Origin of the sequence: Rhizobium sp. B21/90, from assembly GCF_019355815.1 — a bacterium.
Classification (GTDB): Bacteria; Pseudomonadota; Alphaproteobacteria; order Rhizobiales; family Rhizobiaceae; genus Rhizobium; species Rhizobium rhododendri.
In genome coordinates this window covers 1,339,377-1,356,595 of sequence record NZ_CP072163.1, presented here as the reverse complement: position 1 = coordinate 1,356,595, position 17,219 = coordinate 1,339,377, and the positions used below count along the sequence as shown (strand labels likewise).

The following is a 17,219-nucleotide window of genomic DNA, read 5'->3' as shown; positions in this document are numbered from 1 at the left end:
GGAAATAAGGTGAAACTCTGCATTTTTAACCAAGAATTCAGGGAAATCAGAATTTACAGCTGAAAATCGCGGAGGGAATACTAAATTTCTTGCTTGATATCTGCCGGCGGTGTAGCACGTTAACACTATGGTAATGATTACATTGTGGGGTCGTCCGTGCATTCCTCCTTTAAGTACTGCGTTTCGTTCGGCCTAGCTCTTGCCACTCTCACCGTTGGAGGATCGGCCGTTGCTCAGGTTTCGCCCGGCTGCTTCGTCGCGCCGGCCCGGATGGCAGACACTGATATTGCCGCGTTCCTCGCGCAGCCGGCATCTTTGCTATCGGACTTCCCAGCCGCGGGGCTGCCAATGAGCTCGAAAGTCCGAGGGCTGACGGGTTCCAGCACGGCTGTGTTGGATCCGATGATGGAGCTAGTTGCCCGGGCAAACAGTCCACAGAAATCTGCGATCGGTGCCGGCCTAGCACGGGCTGTAAAATCCTGTCAGGTCACGACGCCAGAATATGTGCTGCTCATTCAACAAAAGGTTGCGGCTGCCAACGATAGTGAATTAACGACAGCTTTTGCAGCGGGCCTCAACGATGTGCTGACTGCATCGCTGGGTGCTACAGGGGCAGGCACCTCCGCATCTGGAATCGCAGGCGGGGGCAATCCGGGACTTTCGTCCGGCGGAACTTCTAGCGGCGATTTCGGGACGAAAACCGAAACTACAACGTTCATAACGGGAAGCTCGGCTCGATTTTCACGTACGGCTACCCAGCGCAATTCGACAAGTCCAGCAAGTTAGAATGCTCGCCCCTGTGGGCATGCTAGGCGCGAGCAAAGAGACAGTCGGTTCATATTTTGGAAATACTCGAGTGCTCCGGGGTATTCCGAATACCCTACCTGCCCACAGTCGCATTAGAGAGTGTATGTGCCTGGTCGCTTCGGCGAAATGTCATTTCTTAGACGATAGTCGCGCCCAAAGTCTGCTGTTGATCGCGAAAGCTCCATCGTGTGGGATTAGAATAAAATCCTAGAGATTGGACCACGGCGAAAAATGTGATTCGCTCCGGCTTTCTGACGCTTTCTGTGGCTTAAGTGTTGTCTGCCTGTTGATCCTTAATTCTATTGAAACGTGGCATAGTTATTCAGTAGAGCCAAGCGTCACGGTAGTCTGCTCTATTTGAAGAAAGAGAATCATAATGCTGTCTCCAGAAAGACTTTCTACACTACAGCATGACTGGTTCGAACAACGGTCGCCAAATGATGCCATCGATATCGAAAAACTGTTAGCGATTGTCCGACGCCAATGGGCAGTTGTCGCCCTTGCTACGATTGTCGCAGTCATTATAGGCGTGTCCTATGCCCTGACGGCCGTTCCCCTTTACACAGCCACGTCTAGTTTGCTGATTGACCGTGGCAATGACGGCCTGGTCAATCGCCTCACCCAGAACGATAGCGTGACTGGCGGGGATGATGAGGTGTCTATTCTCAGCCAAGTGGAAGTCCTTAAATCGGATACGATTGGCCTTGCTGTCGTTGACAAGCTCAATCTGGGGCAAGATCCGCTTTTCATGGCCTCCTCCGGCTCGTTTTTAAGCAAATTCAATCCGATGAAATGGTTTGTCACCAGCAATATCGATAAGGATCTGGCCGAGAAAAGCAGGCGTGATGCGCTTACCCTTCTGCAAGACGACATGGATATCACACGTGTCGGACGCACATATATTTTAAACATTAGTTTCACGTCACCCTCGGCCGACTTGTCAGCTCGCGTCGCCAACGCGATTCCAGATGCCTATATATTGGACAAGCTCGATTCCAAGTATGACTCCACCCGTCGCGCGAGCGATTGGCTGCTGGCCCGCATCGACGAATTGAAGCAAAAGGCATTGGACAGCGACCACGCTGTCCAAAAATTCCGCGCCGAAAATGGGCTGCTCTCTGCCGGAGGGACCTTGATCAGCGATCAACAGCTTTCTGAGCTCAACAGTGCGCTCATCGTTGCCCAGTCCGACACTGCGAAAGCTAAAGCCAGATATGAGCGCATTCAGCAGATCGTCCAAAACGGTCAGTCGGACGCTGTCGTTGCGGACGTCCTGGACAGCGCGGTGTCAAACGAGCTGCGCCAAAAATACCTGACGGCCTCGAAACTCGAGGCTGATATCTCAAACCGTCTCGGCAAGGGCCACATTCGTGCAGTGCAGCTCCGAGCTGAAATGAAAGAATACGAGCGATTGATGTTTGAAGAGCTATCCCGGTATCAGGAGAGCTACAAAAGCGAGTACGATGTCGCTCAAGCGCGAGAAAACTCTCTGACTGACAGCGTCTCAAAAGCCAGGGGTGAAAGCGCACTTGCCGGGGAAACTGGTGTACAGCTGCGAGAGCTGGAGCGTTCTGCCGACTCGTTTAAAAACCTATATCAAACATTCCTGCAACGATACCAGGAAGCCGTTCAGCAGCAATCTTTTCCGATAACGGAGGCCCGGGTGATCACCCGCCCAGTCCAGCCGGATAAGCCGAAATATCCACGCAAGGCGCTGGTCGTCGCATTTTTCGGCGTTGTAGGAGCGGCGCTCGGGTCGGGGGTCGCCGGATTGAGGGAGATACGCGACCGCTTTTTCAGGACAGGCGAACAGGTCAGAGACGAGCTTCAGCTCGAATTTCTTGGACTTGCACCACTTGTAAAGGTCGGTAAGGCCACCAGATCTGCTGCCAGTGGCGATGGGGATACCCGCAGTATACGCCGCACGAACTCTATGTCGAATTATGTGGTTGACCACCCCATGTCAGCGTTTGCCGAAACGCTTCGTGGCGCCAAGATGGCGGTTGACCTTTCTAGAAAAGGCCCCGGCGCCAAGGTCATCGGTATCGTGTCAACTCTTCCGAGTGAAGGAAAGTCAACAATTTCAATGAACTTTGCCGAATTGCTGGCCATGCAAGGTGCCCGGACGCTGTTGATCGATTGCGATCTCCGAAATCCAGGCTCTACACACTCCCTCGCGCAGCATGCGCAAGTCGGACTTGTTGAGGCTTTAACCGAGGGACTGGCGTTGGCGGATCTGCTGCTGCTGAGCGATAAAACGCGCCTCGCATTTTTGCCCGCGGTCGTCAAACACAACATTCCTCATTCGTCTCAGCTGTTATCCTCATCGGAGATGAGCGATCTGTTGGAAAGCGTTAGAACGAGATTTGACTACGTCATTCTCGACCTACCGCCGCTCGCGCCGGTTGTCGATGCGCGCGCCATCGCGGCGCAGGTCGATTCATTCCTGTTCGTGGTGGAGTGGGGCAAGACCACGCGGAAGGTTGTACGTTCCACGCTGCGCGCTAACATCGAAATCATCGAGAAATGCGCCGGTATCATTCTGAACAAGGTCGACAACGACAAGATGAAGTTGTATCGAGCCTACGGTTCAAGTGAATATTATCACTCCCGATATACAAGCTACTATCGTGAAGATTAAGATCTTGCCGCGTCGTCTTAATCCTACAGGCCTATTGTTTATAGGCCTGTCAATTTTCCTCATGGTCTCGGCATTTCGAGAACTGCAGGCGACGCTCACATTTGCAAACCTTTTCTATCTGAACGCAACGCTGACTGCCGGTGATTCTGCAAACAAGAACGTAATTGATCGCTACGCCTCTCAAGCCGAAGCAATCATTACCAGCAACCAGTGCCGGTCGGATATTCTCGATGAAGGCCTCGCATTCATCCTTATGGATCTGGATCTCCAGGATTCTGTCGCTCGTTACGAAGACTGGGCAACGGCGATGGAGCGCGCGGACCGTTATATCGTACATGCGCTGTCCTGCAGTCCCGGCGATGGCGATCTTTGGGCGCGCCTTGCTATGGTGCGGCAGGCGTCCAGCGAAAATCCCGACCAACTCTCAGCGATCTTGAGGCAGTCCTCGCTTCTCGCCCCCTCGGAAATGTATGTCTTGCGGGCGCGTTTCTTCGTGTGGAGACGGGCGTCAGCTCATACGCTGGCGCTTTCGAGTGAGACTGTCGAGCGGGACATCAGGACCCTGCTAAGCCAAGCCTATTGGAAGGATATTAGCGAGATATTGGCCAATCCGGGTGCGGATTTGAAGGCGCATGTTCTCGCCGCCGCAACGCTTGTTCCACCCAATCGCATAGCTATGTTGAAGCTTCACGGCGTCGATCTCACTGCACTCTAATGGATTGATTGAGATAAAGGAGTCCGGGATGGGATTCCAATTTGTGCGCGAATATGCAACGCATGTTGAATGCGTACAGGTATCACATTTGAGGTTTCCGCTGCCGACCGGGTTCGGTTGAACGCAATTGTTTCGGCAGGCAGCTCGGCACAAAAGCACGTGTGGCGGGCGAGGATCATCTTGACGAGCGACGAGGGTCTGGGAACAGTCGCCATCATGGCCGCCTCAGCAAAGTCGAAGACCTGCGTGTGGCGTTGGCAGGAGCGTTTTATGACGGAAGGCATCGACGGCCTTTTGCGCGACAAGAGCCGGCCGCCTGGCACTGCACCGCTTGCCAGTGATCTTGTCGAACGGGTTGTCGGCTTGACCCAGGAGCCTCCCAAGCAGGAAGCCACCCACTGGACGGTTCGTGCAATGGCAAAGGCAGTCGGGATTGCGGCATCTTCAGTGGTCGATCTGGCATAAGCATGGTCTCGCACCCCATCGCTGGCGAAGCTTCAAACTATCGAACGACAAGGCTTTCGCCGAGAAGCTTCACGATGTGGTCGGCCTCTAAGTCTCCCCGCCTGCCCATGCGATTGTCCTTTCCGTTGATGAGAAAAGTCAGATCCAGGCGATTGATCGGACGCAGCAGGGTATTCCCCTGAAAGGGCCGTGCCGGCACGATGACCCGTGATTACAAGCGCCACGGCACCACGACACTTTTCGCCGCCCTGAATGTCCTCGACGGCTCCGTCATCGGCCGCATGCAGCGCCACCGGCATCAGGAGTTCATCCGTTTCCTCAAAACGATCGAGGCCCAGTTGCCGAAGGATAAGGCGGTTCACGTTATTCTGGACAACTATGCCACACACACAAACAGCCTAAAGTCCGGGCCTGGTTAGCAAGGCACCCATGCTGGACTTTCCACTTCGTTCCGACTTCATGCTCCTGGCTGGACGCCGTCGAGGGCTTCTTTGCGAAACTCACCCGTCTTCGGTTGAAGAACGGAGCCTTCCATTCCGTCGTAGACCTCCAGGCGGCCATCAATCACTTTGTCAAAGAACACGACGAAGAGCCTAGACCCTTCATCTGAAAGCTGACCCTGAAGACATCATCGCAGCCGACAGACGCGGGCACCAAGTGTTGGAATCAATCCACTCTCATGTTCGCCATTACAAGATGCAGGAATAGAAAATTCGTCGCCCGCTCGTCTGGGCGTTGCGTTGCGTGTGGATGCATCCTGGGGAAAGCAGGAGGCACGGTCAAATAACGACGGTTGATCATGCTCTGATACGCGGGTTGGTTACCGCCGGACCTGATGCGTCGCGTAGCGTCCTCTGTCTAGTTCGCAGCGTTGGAATATAGCCGGCTGATAGTGGAAGCGAGGGTTCTCCTGCCGTGACCGTGCCCCAACCTTGCCCAGGCGCACATGGTTTCTGACCCTTATGTCCTCCTTGCGCCGGCGCCCCCAAGGATATCACCCAATTCTGAGAGGCAGCAATTGGAGTCGGGGAAATAATGGTCATTTAGAGTGGTCCTCATCCAGTGCGTAAATTATATGTGGTTAGGCGGCCGAGTTCCGCCAAATAAAGTGCATGTTTGTATTCGTCTTGTTGAGGGTATTTCTGTCCTGTCGTATGGCTGTCACTTTTCACGCATGCTCTTATGAAACGCATCGACGAGAGGTCTTGCAATATATTGAGCAAATGTTCGCTCGCCTGTAGAAATGATGACGTCGGCTGGCATTCCAGGAAGTAGTCTTCCCCGAATTTCCATTGGTACGTCCTTGTCATCGACTTCAACCCTGGCCTCGTAGTAGGGTGCTTCGTTTGCCTTGGTAGGCTCCATGACGTCCTGTGATAGGACGGTGACCTTGCCAAACACGGCGGGCGTCGTCCTGCTCGACAAAGCGGAGAAGCGAACTTCAGCCTTCAGGCCGATCTTGACATTATCGATGTCAATTGGTCGTATTTTCGCGGTTACTATAAGATTATCGTCAAGAGGAATGATGTCCATGACAGGCTCGGCAGCGCGAATTACGCCTCCCTTCGTGTGAACACGAATATTCTGCAACATACCCCTCACAGGAGCACGGATAACCGTCCGGTCCAGTACATCCCTTGCGGCACCGACCTTTTCTACCGCTTCGCTCAGCTGGTCACGCACGTCTCGCAGTTCGCCGCCCGCTCTCTCCTCAAATTGCTGCTTGACTTGGACGATTTGCAAATTGGTCTCCGATATTGTCTGCCGAAGCTTGGCAATTTCAGAGTTAATTGATCCCCGATCCCCTTGCATATTTAGCTGCGCTCGGGTGACCTGCGAAATCTGATTGACGGTGACCGCGCCATTCTGCATGCCCTGCGTCAACCTTTTTACTTCCTCTTGAAGTGATGAGGTCTGCTGGTCGGTGGCATTTCTATGGTCTAACAGGCCCGAGACAGCCTCCTGAAGTTGGTCTGCGCGGGCTTCAAGAATGGCAACCTGGCCGTCTCTGCTACGTCGGCGATCGTTGAAAATTGTCTGCTGCAAACTGACCGCCGCCTCAATGGCGCTGCCACTTCGCGCCGTCAGCTCCGGCGGTAATGAGATCGCGGGTAAGTTTGTATTTTCGGCGATTAGACGCGCTTCCTGGGCCTGCAGCTGCCCAACACGGTCCCTCAGATATGTATAGGTGCCTAATGCATGAGTTGGATCCAGCCGCAGAACAACGGCGCCAGGATCGACCACATCGCCCTCCTTCGCAACGATTTCTGAAACAATACCACCCTCGAGGTGCTGGACCGTCTTTCTGTTCGACTCCACGGAGACGGTGCCATTGGCGACCACTCCGCTGGCGATCGGCGCTGACCCTGCCCACGCACCAAACCCTCCAAAACCGATCAGGATTGTGAGATATCCGGCTATGATGTAAGGTCTGGGAGAAAACGACAATGCATTATCAGGTCTCCCAAACTCCGATGCAAAGCGCGGTTCGCTACCGAATTGTTGAGCTGTTGTGGACATCAATGGTCTCCTCAAGCAACGTGACGGGGATGCGATGCGCTACCAAATGCAGGCTCAGGGGCCTGCATAGCCTTGGGCTGGAAGATATCTCGCGTCGCACCAAAGGATTGGGCACGACCATTCGCGAGCACAAGCGTCTTTTCTGCCAGCGCCACTAGGCTCATCTTGTGACTGACGAAAATCACACCTTTCATTGCAGCCTTCAGATCACCGATCACTTGAAAAAGTGCTTCTTCTCCATCGCTGTCGAGATTTGCATTCGGTTCGTCTAGGATGATCACAGCTGGATTGCCAAAAAGAGCGCGCGCCAGTCCAATCCGCTGGCGTTGTCCGCCAGATAGCGAACTACCACCCGAACCAATCTGTGTATCGTAGCCATTGGGCAGACTCTGTATCATCGAATGGACCCGAGCCGCAGTGGCCGCAGCGATAATCTGCTGTGGCAAGGCATCATACTGAAAACGCGAGATATTTTCGGCGATCGTACCAGCGAACAGTTCGACCGATTGGGGGAGGTAGCCAAAGTGCCTGCCGAGATCATCTTTCTGCCAATGCTGCAACTCCGATCCATCAAGCCTTACCGCACCTGAATGCGCTGACCACACGCCAACCAACGCCCGGACCAAACTCGATTTGCCAGAACCACTCGAGCCCACAATTGCAACCGCCTGACCGGGCTGCACATGGAAACTTATACCCTGCAAAACAGCCATCCGCTGCCCTGGAGCCACGACGGTCAGTTGATCCACCACCAATCTGCCATGTGGCGCAGGCAATTGCGTTCTGACCTGTTCATCCGGGACATCTCGGAAAATTTGAGACAGCCTGTGGTAGGCTTGTCGTGCGCCGACAAACTGCTTCCATTGGCCAACAACTTGGTCAATTGGCTGCAGCGCGCGGCCCATCAAGATCGAGCAAGCGATCATAGCCCCCCCCGAGATCTCCCCCTCTATTGAGAGATAAGCCCCGGCACCGAGTATTATCGTTTGCAATGCCATTCGAATGAACTTTGAAAGGGACTGCAGTGCGCCTCCCCTATCACTCGCAATCACTTGCTTAACGAGCGTGTTGCGGTGCATGTCATGCCATCGAGATCGGAGACTACGCTCCATGCCAAGTGCGCGTACCACCTCGACATTTTGAAGAGCGGAACTAGCGAATTGCTGTGCTGCTTGGGCATGGCCGCTGGCCTCATTCAACGTCCTCTTCGTCATGAATTCGTTGAGAATGGCAAGCCCGAAGATCAGCAGGGCTCCCACCAGTGAGATCACGCCGACAAGTGGATGAAAGAGAAAGCAGACTATCAAAAAGACGGGCATCCAGGGAAGATCGCAAATAGCAATCAGGCCGGGGCCGGTCAAAAAATCCCGAAGTCGATCAATGTCCGAAAGGGCAAACTCCGATCGTGCTTGAGGTTGCCGTAGCGTCGTTGTGACAACACGACTAAATAGGCCGTTTGAAATCATATCATCGAAGCGAAGGCCCGCGCGGACTAGAATGCGAGATCGGAGCCATTCCAGTAGACTGTAGATGGCCAACAGCACTAGGGCTAGGCCTGTAATCATTAGCAAAGTCGTTTCGCTGCGGCTATGGAGCACGCGGTCATAAACCTGCAGCATATACAAAGGTGATACAAACATAAGTGCATTGATGGCGATGCTGAAGACAATTATTGATGACAATATTTGCCGATAGCTCCTCAAAGCGGTGACGAAGGGATTATCGATTTTCATAGGCACACCTTCGACAACAACGATACACTCGGTGGTCGCAACTATATATTTTGGTAATTTGCATTATTACGATGCGGGCTGAAGAAATGATAAACATCGCATTCTCGTTAGAATGATGATTAATGCACTGCTCTTTCAAGCGGCAATGACTGACCGTTCAAAACAGCGAGTGGATCGATCCGTGAAGAACATTTCACACGGGATCCCCTGTTGCGCCAGCATGCGACTTTGAGCAAAGTTAGCGGATGGTTTCCGCGAGCTTGGTCTCCTGGCCGACAAGACCGAATTGCTCGGTCGACCATGATTCAAGCCCCTCGGCGACGGACGGCTCTTCGCCTTACGCACATTGCGGCGTTCTTCGCGGGGCTTGTCCCGGATAGCATCCTGTTCGTCAGGAGTTCGGTGATACCGCTGAGCGCCCCGCTGTCAACCGGCGCGGGGCCGGCAGCGGCGAGTTCGTGCAACCGCTTGCGCACATGGCTATAGCAGAATACCAAGGGCACGCTGTTGTCCGCGGCAACAGTCCTGTCTGCCAGATTTGGGGTGCAACGACCCTTCATTCGCATATTTTGCGACGGAGAAACGATCTAGCCTTTGCCTCTCGATCAAATCCTAGGAAATCACACGAGCTGATTTCAAATTTTTTGCGCCGTCTACTAGAGGAGGAAGTCAGAGCCATCAGCGTGAAGTGATGTTACGCTGATGTTCGAAAGATAAATCTGTGTGTCGGCAGTGTGGTCGCCGTTGATATCGATACTGACCATTGAACCGGTACCGCTGGCCGTCACCTGAACCTCCCCCGCCGTCCCCGAGAAGTCATTAGTATAGATGAAAGATAGTTTTTGGTCGGTGATGCTCGAGAAGTCGATGATATCGCCCCTGGAAAAATCAGTAATTGTGTCACGGTTGTTGGCAGTCGACTCTAACGCGGAATTATATTTGAAGGTATCGTTTCCTGCGCCGCCCGTCAGGACGTCAGCGCCCAGTCCACCGACCAAGACGTCTCGACCGCCGCCGCCAGACAATTCATTGTTTCCCGCATTGCCGGTCAATAGATTGTTGATACCGTTACCGATTGCATTGATGGCGCCGACCCCCGTTAACGTCAGGTTCTCCACATTGTTTTCCAAGGTGTGCGAAACAGACGCATAGATGGTGTCGATACCGCCCGTCGACCACTCGGTGATCGTATCGGCAGCATTGTCGACGTAGTAGGTGTCGTTCCCGGCACCTCCGATCATCGTGTCGCCGCCAGCACCCCCATTCAAAATGTTGTCGCCATCGTTGCCGGTAAGGATATTGGCGAGGGTATTGCCGGTCGCCGTCAAATTACCGGTGCCCGTCAGCGTCAGATTCTCGACGTCATCGCCTAGCGTGTAGGCCCTCGAGGAATAGACAGTATCATTGCCACCACCGGCTAGTTCAGTGACCACATCCCCTGCATTATCGACGTAGTACGTGTCGTTGCCTGCGCCCCCGATCATCCTGTCTGCACCGAGACCGCCGTCCAGGACGTTATTCCCCGTATTGCCGGTCAGGATATTATTGAGTTCGTTGCCGGTTCCGTTGGTGTTCCAAACTGCCGTGAGCGTCAGGTTTTCCACATTGGCCCCGAGCGCGTAACTTATCGACGAGTAGACAGTGTCCGTCCCGCCGCCAGCCAGTTCCGTGACAATATCGCCCGAATTGTCAACATAGTAGGCATCACTACCGCTGCCGCCAATCAGAGTGTCAGCACCAGACCCGCCATCAAGGGTGTTGTTGCCCGCATTGCCGATTAGGGTGTTGCTCAGCCAGTTCCCGGTCGCATTGATGTTGGCAAGCCCTGTCAACGTCAGGTTCTCAACATTGTTTTCCAAAGTATGAGAAACAGACGCGTAGACACTGTCGATACCGCCTGCCGACCACTCGGTGATCGCATCGCCGGCGTTGTCGACGTAATAGGTGTCGTTGCCGGCGCCTCCGATCATGGTGTCGGCACCAAGGCTGCCGTCCAAGACATTGTTTCCAGCATTGCCAGTCAGAACGTTGTTCAGCCAGTTGCCGGTAGCGTTGAGATTACTGGTCCCAGTTAGGGTGAGATTTTCGACGTTGTCGGCAAGTTTCAAATCGATCGACGAATAGACACTGTCGATGCCACCGGTCGACCATTCGGTGATCGTATCACCTGCATTATCGACGTAGTACGTGTCGTTGCCTGCGCCCCCGATCATCCTGTCTGCACCGAGACCGCCGTCCAGGACGTTATTCCCCGTATTGCCGGTCAGGATATTATTGAGTTCGTTGCCGGTTCCGTTGGTGTTCCAAACTGCCGTGAGCGTCAGGTTTTCCACATTGGCCCCGAGCGCGTAACTTATCGACGAGTAGACAGTGTCCGTCCCGCCGCCAGCCAGTTCCGTGACAATATCGCCCGAATTGTCAACATAGTAGGCATCACTACCGCTGCCGCCAATCAGAGTGTCAGCACCAGACCCGCCATCAAGGGTGTTGTTGCCCGCATTGCCGATTAGGGTGTTGCTCAGCCAGTTCCCGGTCGCATTGATGTTGGCAAGCCCTGTCAACGTCAGGTTCTCAACATTGTTTTCCAAAGTATGAGAAACAGACGCGTAGACACTGTCGATACCGCCTGCCGACCACTCGGTGATCGCATCGCCGGCGTTGTCGACGTAATAGGTGTCGTTGCCGGCGCCTCCGATCATGGTGTCGGCACCAAGGCTGCCGTCCAAGACATTGTTTCCAGCATTGCCAGTCAGAACGTTGTTCAGCCAGTTGCCGGTAGCGTTGAGATTACTGGTCCCAGTTAGGGTGAGATTTTCGACGTTGTCGGCAAGTTTCAAATCGATCGACGAATAGACACTGTCGATGCCACCGGTCGACCATTCGGTGATCGTATCACCTGCATTATCGACGTAGTACGTGTCGTTGCCTGCGCCCCCGATCATCCTGTCCGCACCGAGACCGCCGTCGAGGACGTTGTTTCCCGTATTGCCGGTCAGGATATTATTCAGCGAGTTGCCGGTTCCGTTAAGGTTCAAATTTCCGGTCAGCACCAGTGAATTTGCGACAGCATCCAGCGTCAGGGAAAAGGTATCTGAGGTAACGACATTCGGAATACCTGTCTGATCTTGCAATTGATAGGCATGGATGTAGTCAATCTGCATGTCGGCACCGGTGAAATTGGTATCCGTGTCGCCACCCCAGGCGCCGCCGATTGCCAAATTAGTCACCATGTACATCGGCTGATTCATGTCAGCAGGTGTCGCCGTGCGGAAAACCTCCTCGCCGTCAATGTACCACACGAGATCCGTCTTGGTCCACAAAACCCCATAGGTGTGCATCCCGGCGGACACATCGCCAACCCATGAGGAAATGCCCGCCATTGTATGAGTACCGTCGGCATTCGAATGTGCTGTCAAGATAGCCGAGGAGGTGTCTTTGCCAAGCGTTTCAAAGACATCCAGCTCCGGTGGCCAGCTACCGTTGGCAGGCAAAAGCCAGAACGCCGGCCAGGTTCCTGTTTCCGAAGGCATTTCTGCACGTATTTCGAAATAACCGTAGGTTTGCGAGAAGGTACCGCGCGACGACAGCATGCCGGATGTGTAATCTTCGCCCGTGGCCTGTCTCACGGCAGCGCTTGCGGTTTCGGCGTGAATGGTCAACACCCCGTTCGTCGTCGAGAACGGATTAACGCCAAGGCCGAGATAATCCTTGTCCATGTAAACTTGGGATTCGTCGCCATGAAGGCGTCCGGACGCACCATCGTAGAAAGACGTTCGCCAGGTACCACCGGCCGACTGGAGGCTGACACTGTTGAATTCGTCGCCAAAGGTCTGGGTCAGCTTGGTGGTATCGAGCGCGTATTGAAAATCGCTGGCAGCAAAATCGGCAAGCTTGTGGTTGTTAAGTGTCAATGTTTCACCCGCGTTCAGCTGGATGACAACATTGTTGCCGACCTGCGACATATGCGACGAAAGGCTCTGAAAACTGGTGAAACCGTAACTGCCGAGCTGAATGACGTCAGTGCCTATAGCACCAGCTTCGAAATCGGTGATGGTGTCCGAACCTCCGCCGATACGAACAATGAAAGTATCACTACCGGCGCCACCGGTCAGGACGTCATTGCCTCCTGCTCCGTAAAGCTGCTGATGTCCAGCGCCGCCCGAAATTACATTGGCGAGCGCATTGCCAATTCCATAGGTATTGTCGCCCGTCAGCTGCAGGTTTTCGAGATTGGCGCCCAGTATGTAGTTTTTGGAGGTGATAACGAGATCATCGCCGCCCCCTAGCTCCTCCTGGATGGCGTTAAGCGCCGAATAGGAATAGTAAGTGTCATTCCCGCTGCCCCCAACCAGAGTCACTGCGCCATTGATACCGCCCAGCGTGTCGGCGAACCCAGTACCGATCAAGGTCTGCCCAGAATATGTCGCCCACTGCTTAACGCCGGAGTTACTTGCTGCCATGACCTATTCCCCTTTTCCCAGATGGTAACAAGCAGCTCTTTTGAAAAGGTGAATCACGATATTTCAAATTTAAATGTAATTACGAAATAGCAAACCTGTCCCAACATCCCCGTCATTGAAAATTTCATTACCAAACGTTTTAAATTTTCCTTAATACAATAATAACGATGTATATATGGCTTCTCAAACATCAAAAAAATATATTTTGTTAATTATTACTATTTCACCGAACTTTCCGTTCAGATTATAGTGAAGCTCAAGCAACAATAGAGAGATCGTCGATCATATCGACGACGAGCAGAGCTCGTCGGAAGAAGACGTGGATGCGCTCCAGCTCCCTCCCCTCACGCTTGGATCGGTCGAGTGATCAATCATTTTCGACCAATGCGTGGAAGACACGCTGCCGTGCTTCAACCAATCCACCCTCGAAACTAGCTTGCTGTCGGCCGGTTCTGTCAAAGGTGTCCAAGCACTATTCTCATGATCGACTGGTCTGAGCCGGGCGACAAACGACAAGATTAGCAACCATGCAGACTTCTAGCTTCGCCTGTCGGGAGTGACGTCGCCAAGAATGCACCGGCGTGATTTTCGCAGCCGGAGCCTGTTACACCATCGCTATGACAGGTGGGAAACCCTTGTTCCGCAGGCGCCGCGATAGCCACGAGCGGGCCGGTTCACCTCTTCCTCCTGAATTTCAACCAGTCAAGAGCTCCATCAAAGCTGATCCCGGAAATATATTATATAAAACAGAATTGCGCCAACAGTAGAGAGTGCAATTAAAGCGGTGATACTACAAATAAAAATTGTCATAATACGCAGGCGCCAATGGACGACAAAAGCGTCCCGCGTTGTTGATATGGGTTTGCTCATCATGTAGATACAGGTAATGTTGATGAAATGTCTAACATTATTTATGAACTGGCGTGGCTGTTACATCTCGGGCTGCGTTCTATTCATGGCATTGCGCTCCTCTGAATCGAAGCGTTGTTATGCATAGCCGACAAAGACCCACCGAGGAACGTTTGGCAGCGGAGCGCAAGCACTTCACAACCTCTGCAAATCGGCTTTATGTCAAGCAATCACCGTGGAGCAAGCGCCGTGAAACCTACTTCGGGATCTCGATGGGAGTATTGTATCAATCTGACGGGCAGATCAGGGTCCACGATGTCGAGTTTCCAGCCACGATATTAGCCGAATATGAAAACCTTGATGCCATGCTGATAGATTGGGTAAGGTTGTAGCGGCACTTTATCTGACACAAAGCAGCGACGCACTACAAGGGCGACAAGCAAAAACGCTTATCGAAATCCATGCACTTATTGCGTTGGAGCCATTTTTGATGTGTGGTAGCGGGAGACCGTTGTGGTCACAACAGACGACAGGCGAACAAGACGAGATCAGCCTAGGAACGTGGCAAGTCGAGCTTGTTCAAGCAGTTCGGCGCTATCAAGCGGAGCAGCCCACCCGATCTGCTGATAACTCCAACGGGTCGTCTTCCCCCCAAATTAGCCCATCCGTTCAGAAATAGCCCACAAACGCAAAAAGGAGCCCCGGCCCACCAATGAAGGTGAACCGGGGCTCTGGTGTATTTTGGGCAGGCGAGGGTCAACCATCCCCCTGAGTGATATTGAACGTCACCGGGGAGAAACTACCCTGATCGGGAAACCCATCTGATGAATGGCGTTGCAGATAAAATCTAGATCGACCTCATAGAGCGCGGGGCCGATTGAGGCATTATTGGGAATGACGATCGACCTCATGTACGTCTCGCGGCCGGCCAACATCTGCATCCCCACGGTGTAGGACGGGATGCTGTGCTTACTGCCTTGGGAATCAATCAGCCGTCGCTTTGCGACCACCGGGCATATGCGAGTTCGGAAAACCTTGAACTCGACGTCCAGCGAGCCTCCCTGTGGCACTGACGATGACAGCGCCTTGGCTTCCTCATAGAGGATGGGCGGCTGTCTATCGAAGGCCATGGAGACAATCGAGTAGCTGCCGACAAAGCCGAGAGCCAGCGTGGTGCCCGCGAATATTCTTCGGAGCGTCTGGTTCATTTCGGACCCCCAGTCCATAGCCAGCCCTTGACAATAGCAGCGGCTGCAGCTCCTGCCGCAACAAATCCGGCAAACCAGGCGCCAAACTTTCCAAACCGCTTGATGGTCCGGAGGTTTTCGAGACTGTCAGACATGGTCTGAAGATCCTCGATCGTGAATTGGGTGGTCAGAAAGACGAACCGCTTGATCTCGTCTTCCCGCAACTCCACGACAATGCGGAGATTGGGGATCTCGTCGTCTCTCACTCCAGCCAAGAATTTCCGCATTTCGACGCTGAGGTCTGGCAGCTTGGTTGGAATTGCCGGGTCTCTGTTCATGGGTGACATTGGCCCATTGCTGTCCCTTCGGAGTATGCACGAATTCGGATAAGCCCTGAGGTGTTCCCAGAACGAGAAAACCCCGCCATCAATGAGAGGTGGCGAGGGGAAATGTTGTGGTGGTGGCGCCCCCACATGTGTTTAGGGCGGGGTGATAAGGAGAGACGGAGATTGACTACCTCTGAAATGTCGTGACCTTTGCATTTGCAAACAGAAGGAGCGTAAATGTCTGCATTCGGCAAGATCACCGCTAACGTCATAGCCAGTTTTATGGGTTTCCCATCAAAAGTCAGGGTCGCACTACTTCGGATCTCTGGAGTCTCGATGGGCAAGGACGTAACCATCCTCGGTGGAAGCTCAATAAAAGATCCGAAGCTCCTTCGCCTTGGTGATCAGGTTTTCCTTAGCACTCACATTACATTTGATGGTTCTGGTCGAGTGGATATTGGTGGCGGCAGCATGGTTGCGGCTGGGGTCAAATTCCTAACCACAACCCATGAAATCGGCCCACCAAGTCGCCGAGCCGGTAAAGCTGTCAGCAAGGACATCGTGATCGGCACAGGTTGTTGGATTGGTGCGAACGCCGTAATTTTTCCCGGAGTCTCGATTGGCGCTGGATCGGTTGTCGGCGCAGGATCTGTTGTCAATCGAAGCTGTGAACCCAACACGATACTGGCAGGCGTTCCAGCAAGACCCGTTCGAGTAATTCCGGCATAATGCGTAGTTAGGGCGGGAGGTGTCGACGGCGTTCTAAAAAATGACCGCAAGGTACATCGAGTTACGTGGATCGCTAAAATCCATTGATGGTTTGAACGGAACCATATCGTCTCGGATAGTCCTTATCCCTCCCGACACTTTGGACATTTCTGAGCAACGATCTTCCACGAATTGCTCCGTCCAAATTTGCTCGACAACCTGCAACGACGTCTTTGCTTTTACGTGCCTAAAGACTGCAGAGCCCGACTCGTCAGCTTCAAAGCGGCTGTGAGCCGCTGAAGCTTTCCAAGGGGCTGATAGAGGACGATGATGCCGCTGCTGTGCTGCCAGGCCTACGAGCCGAACGCGATCGGTGCAAGCGCGAGCTTCAGGACGAGCCGCCTCGCCACGACGTCATTGCAATCCGGCCAAAGGCGATAGAGAATTTCCAAAGGGATATAGAGTGCCTTGCCGAAACTCTGTCCAGCAAGAACGGACAGGCCAGCCCTGACGTTCTCATGAGGTTCAGGCAGGTAGTATCGAAGGTCATCTTGGCGCCACGCCAACCAGGCGAGAACTATTTCTTCGAGATCAAAGTCAACCTGACGAACTTGGCCGGCGAAGATACTGTCGTCTGTTTTAGTGGTAGCGGGAGAGGGACTCGAACCCCCGACACGCGGATTATGATTCCGCTGCTCTAACCACCTGAGCTACCCCGCCGTAAGACCTTTGCGACACTCTAGAATTCGAGCCGAAAGGTCCGTTTGGTTGAGCGGCTTATAAAACCGCCTTCACCTTAGTGTCAAGC

The 17,219-nt window shown here is 53.5% G+C and carries 9 protein-coding genes, 1 tRNA gene and 1 pseudogene; 4 read left to right on the top strand and 7 right to left on the bottom strand.

Features of this window, described 5'->3' with window-relative positions; all coding sequences use genetic code 11:
* The first annotated feature begins 1,183 nt into the window (after positions 1-1,183).
* From J5278_RS24270 to J5278_RS24260, 3 genes and pseudogenes are all read left to right on the top strand, one after another.
* Positions 1,184-3,448 carry a polysaccharide biosynthesis tyrosine autokinase gene (locus tag J5278_RS24270; RefSeq protein WP_219258697.1) on the top strand — a complete coding sequence of 755 codons (2,265 nt, stop codon included), beginning with the start codon at positions 1,184-1,186 and terminating at the stop codon, positions 3,446-3,448.
* Positions 3,402-4,163, top strand: a complete 762-nt coding sequence (locus J5278_RS24265; protein WP_219258694.1) for a hypothetical protein — start codon at positions 3,402-3,404, stop codon at positions 4,161-4,163. The genes J5278_RS24270 and J5278_RS24265 overlap by 47 nt, the downstream gene beginning before the upstream one ends.
* Positions 4,164-4,232: 69 nt before the next feature.
* Positions 4,233-5,336, top strand: a pseudogene (locus tag J5278_RS24260) (IS630 family transposase).
* A gap of 453 nt (positions 5,337-5,789) precedes the next feature.
* Here J5278_RS24260 and J5278_RS24255 read toward each other — a convergent pair.
* The 5 genes from J5278_RS24255 to J5278_RS24235 form a co-directional block, all read right to left on the bottom strand.
* Positions 5,790-7,148: an HlyD family type I secretion periplasmic adaptor subunit gene (locus J5278_RS24255; RefSeq protein WP_219258692.1), complete on the bottom strand. Its 1,359-nt coding sequence runs from the start codon at positions 7,146-7,148 to the stop codon at positions 5,790-5,792.
* An 11-nt stretch (positions 7,149-7,159) separates the two neighbouring features.
* Complete coding sequence (locus J5278_RS24250; protein ID WP_219258690.1) at positions 7,160-8,881, bottom strand: type I secretion system permease/ATPase; 1,722 nt, start codon at positions 8,879-8,881, stop codon at positions 7,160-7,162.
* Positions 8,882-9,537: 656 nt separating this feature from the next.
* Entirely contained in the window at positions 9,538-13,341 is a 3,804-nt protein-coding gene (locus J5278_RS24245) for a family 16 glycosylhydrolase (protein WP_219258687.1), read from the bottom strand.
* A gap of 1,634 nt (positions 13,342-14,975) precedes the next feature.
* On the bottom strand, positions 14,976-15,398 hold the full coding sequence (locus J5278_RS24240) for a hypothetical protein (RefSeq protein WP_219258686.1): 423 nt from the start codon (positions 15,396-15,398) through the stop codon (positions 14,976-14,978).
* On the bottom strand, positions 15,395-15,715 hold the full coding sequence (locus tag J5278_RS24235; RefSeq protein ID WP_219258684.1) for a hypothetical protein: 321 nt from the start codon (positions 15,713-15,715) through the stop codon (positions 15,395-15,397). Before J5278_RS24235 ends, J5278_RS24240 begins: the two co-directional genes overlap by 4 nt.
* Before the next feature lie 225 nt (positions 15,716-15,940).
* On the opposite strand from J5278_RS24235, the gene J5278_RS24230 reads away from it, so the two are divergent.
* Entirely contained in the window at positions 15,941-16,432 is a 492-nt protein-coding gene (locus J5278_RS24230; protein ID WP_219258682.1) for a DapH/DapD/GlmU-related protein, read from the top strand.
* A 332-nt stretch (positions 16,433-16,764) separates the two neighbouring features.
* On the opposite strand, the gene J5278_RS24225 is transcribed toward J5278_RS24230, so the two are convergent.
* Positions 16,765-16,977: a hypothetical protein gene (locus tag J5278_RS24225; protein ID WP_219258680.1), complete on the bottom strand. Its 213-nt coding sequence runs from the start codon at positions 16,975-16,977 to the stop codon at positions 16,765-16,767.
* 77 nt (positions 16,978-17,054) lie between these two features.
* Positions 17,055-17,131, bottom strand: a tRNA-Met gene (locus tag J5278_RS24220).
* Between the last annotated feature and the right edge of the window lie 88 nt (positions 17,132-17,219).

Excerpts from the sequence above, each read along its gene's own strand:
- J5278_RS24270 (WP_219258697.1), top strand. The coding sequence starts at position 1,184 with ATGCTGTCTCCAGAAAGACTTTCTACACTACAGCATGACTGGTTCGAA.
- J5278_RS24255 (WP_219258692.1), bottom strand. The coding sequence starts at position 7,148 with ATGTCCACAACAGCTCAACAATTCGGTAGCGAACCGCGCTTTGCATCG.
- J5278_RS24250 (WP_219258690.1), bottom strand. The coding sequence starts at position 8,881 with ATGAAAATCGATAATCCCTTCGTCACCGCTTTGAGGAGCTATCGGCAA.
- J5278_RS24245 (WP_219258687.1), bottom strand. The coding sequence starts at position 13,341 with ATGGCAGCAAGTAACTCCGGCGTTAAGCAGTGGGCGACATATTCTGGG.
- J5278_RS24240 (WP_219258686.1), bottom strand. The coding sequence starts at position 15,398 with ATGAACCAGACGCTCCGAAGAATATTCGCGGGCACCACGCTGGCTCTC.
- J5278_RS24235 (WP_219258684.1), bottom strand. The coding sequence starts at position 15,715 with ATGAACAGAGACCCGGCAATTCCAACCAAGCTGCCAGACCTCAGCGTC.
- J5278_RS24230 (WP_219258682.1), top strand. The coding sequence starts at position 15,941 with ATGTCTGCATTCGGCAAGATCACCGCTAACGTCATAGCCAGTTTTATG.